Annotated in this window: 4 protein-coding genes; all 4 read right to left on the bottom strand. The window is 38.8% G+C overall.

Going from position 1 to position 2,448, the window contains the following annotated elements:
* Window positions 1–69 precede the first annotated feature (69 nt).
* Window positions 70–426 carry a hypothetical protein gene (locus tag ACFIL8_RS09190; RefSeq protein ID WP_375689523.1) on the bottom strand — a complete coding sequence of 119 codons (357 nt, stop codon included), beginning with the start codon at window positions 424–426 and terminating at the stop codon, window positions 70–72.
* Window positions 427–655: 229 nt separating this feature from the next.
* Window positions 656–994: a hypothetical protein gene (locus ACFIL8_RS09185; RefSeq protein ID WP_375638446.1), complete on the bottom strand. Its 339-nt coding sequence runs from the start codon at window positions 992–994 to the stop codon at window positions 656–658.
* Window positions 995–1,141: 147 nt separating this feature from the next.
* On the bottom strand, window positions 1,142–1,369 hold the full coding sequence (locus tag ACFIL8_RS09180) for a hypothetical protein (RefSeq protein WP_375682704.1): 228 nt from the start codon (window positions 1,367–1,369) through the stop codon (window positions 1,142–1,144).
* Window positions 1,370–1,652: 283 nt separating this feature from the next.
* Window positions 1,653–1,871: a hypothetical protein gene (locus ACFIL8_RS09175; protein ID WP_375682157.1), complete on the bottom strand. Its 219-nt coding sequence runs from the start codon at window positions 1,869–1,871 to the stop codon at window positions 1,653–1,655.
* Window positions 1,872–2,448: the final 577 nt, after the last annotated feature.

Here is a 2,448-nt window from a genome sequence, read left to right as displayed (position 1 = left end):
ACGAAGAGAAGGTCTCTCCTACAACGCATGAGAATATATAAAGACCAGTATTCATTTTCTGCCCTCCCTTCACGCGCTGTTTTGTTGGTAAGCCGTTTTTCTTCGCTGCCAGATTTCTTGATCCAACTGCTCGATCTTTTTTTTCAACAAACGCGTAAAAATGATACGCACCACAAAGGCAACAGGAATGAGTACAAAAAGAAGCGCTGATATAAAAACCAATATTAATGTTAAAATGAACAGGATATAATTCCACCACCCTGTCAAATCCCACTTAAAAAACATAAAGAATGCCATTATAAAAGCTGACACAATGAAAGCCATACAAAAGATAACTTTATAATTTTTGCTTGTCAAAAACGCTTCTTCCAGCGAAAAAGACCGTAATTCTTCATCCAATGATGCATTTTTTCCATTGCCCCTCATTTTTTATCCCTCATTTGTTTCAATTTTCAAGCCATTTTCATGAACCGAAGCTTTCGTCCTCACAATGAATGAGAGTTCATCAATATCAAGCGCTTGTATTCCTCATCTTTTATAAAGACAATATCAGGGGTGCATTTTTTTCATCAACTTCAAACATCGCACGAATAGAAGGTCTCTCCTACAACGCATGAGAATATATAAAGACCAGTATTCATTTTCTGCCCTCCCTTCACACGCTGTTTTGTTGGTAAGCCGTTTTTCTTCGCTGCCAGATTTCCTGATCCAACTTATCGATCTTTTTTTTCAACAAACGCGTAAAAATGATACGCACCACAAAGGCAACAGGAATGAGTACAAAAATTAAATCTAATATAACCTGCACGATGCAAAAGAGAGCTGCCACGACATCCCCTTCCCACCCCGCCAACTTCCACTCAAGCCACATGAGTAAGAAGAGAAGAGCCGTTCTTAAAGCTGCCACAATGAAAGCAATGAAAAAAATGACTTTATAATTTTTGCTTGTCAAAAACGCTTCTTCCAGCGAAAAAGACCGTAATTCTTCATCCAATGATGCATTTTTTCCATTGCCCCTCATTTTTTATAAAGACAATATCAGGGGTGCCTTTTTTTTCATCAACTTCAAACATCATGTTTTCATCACTCACAGTGTACCCCCTATTGTCTTAAGGCTTCTCTTTTCTCCTCGATCAAATTTTCATAAAATATCTTCTTCTATTGCACAAATTTGGGTCTCTGACTCTAAAATTCTAAGTGCTCTTTTTATTTTCAGGAAGATAAGCTGCTTTCCAAAGAAGAAGCAAACGAGTGCAAGAAAATCGTAACGAAGTTGCTTTGTCTTTATGACGATTTGAATCATCAACAAAACCGGCCCAAATTGATTTTTTCGATATTTTTTTTCAAAACCCAAACTTTCATCTTCCATAAAGCTTTTATGAGAAAGCTGCCAAATGTTAATATCAGCCCTCAATACCAAAGCCCCAAGGGTGTGCAAGTAAAGAAGAAGCCACTTGAGAGATAGTACAATTTCCTTTTCCCAAGGAAGGGTGTTCTATTGAAAGCCAAGCACGCGGCCAAGATCAACCTCAGTCCCAGATCAACCTCATTCATTGCCTCATCGAAAACTTCCTCAAGTACACGACACGCCCTACGCTTACCTCTTCCTCAAGAAATTTCAATCCCTTTGCCTTAAAATCCACCCCTTTGCCTCAATGCCTCGTTGTCAATCTGGCCCCCCAAAATGATAAAGCCCCCAAATGATAAGGATTAATCATTTGGCAAGCCGCAGCATGGATACCAGCGTCTCCAACAATTCCATAACCAAATTGCACAAAACCTTTTTCATCCAGAGATGAGAAACTGTCCTTAGCGGTCTCGTAAATAAATAACAGTCTCGTAAATAAATAAATGTCCCTCTTTTCTTTCAATTTTCCCCCTCTACCCCAGGCTCTTTAAAAGCACTGTTACACTTGCTATGGAGCAAAAAGTCTTGATCAAAACGTGTGCTTTTGGCTCACCTTCTCTATGCGCCTTGCCTCCACCTGCAAGAAAATGGGTTCTTTTTCCCCAAACACCAGAATATCTTTTGCTTTAAATATAGATTTTTCGCTCTCCATATCGCTTGGTAAAACACATTTTTATGCTTGATAAAAAGAAAATAAGTTACAAGATTTTCTCTCTTTAAGAGAACAGAAACAGCAAGTAAAGTCCAAGAGCAGCCCCTCTTCACTTTCCCCTTAAAAGCTCACAAAAATCCCACTCAAACAAAAGTACCACTCAAGCAAGAATCCTACTCAAGCAAGAGCCTCAATTCTTTTCAAAACACGACACAAATATAAAAAGGCATAAAACGAGAAGTGTCCCCCATGCTCCTTAATGAACAAGTCAAAGGCAAGGCTCAATAAAAGCCCTCTTCACTTTCCTCTCAGCACTCAAGCAAGAGCACCAACTCAAGCAAGAGCCTCAATTCTTTAAAAAAACACGACACAAATATAAAAAGGCATA

It is taken from the genome of Bartonella sp. AP57NXGY, assembly GCF_042195805.1.
GTDB lineage: Bacteria > Pseudomonadota > Alphaproteobacteria > Rhizobiales > Rhizobiaceae > Bartonella.
Note: the sequence above shows the minus strand (reverse complement) of the source record. Positions and strands in the feature narration are given on the sequence as shown.

Excerpts from the sequence above, each read along its gene's own strand:
- ACFIL8_RS09180 (WP_375682704.1), bottom strand. The coding sequence starts at position 1,369 with ATGGAAGATGAAAGTTTGGGTTTTGAAAAAAAATATCGAAAAAATCAA.
- ACFIL8_RS09190 (WP_375689523.1), bottom strand. The coding sequence starts at position 426 with ATGAGGGGCAATGGAAAAAATGCATCATTGGATGAAGAATTACGGTCT.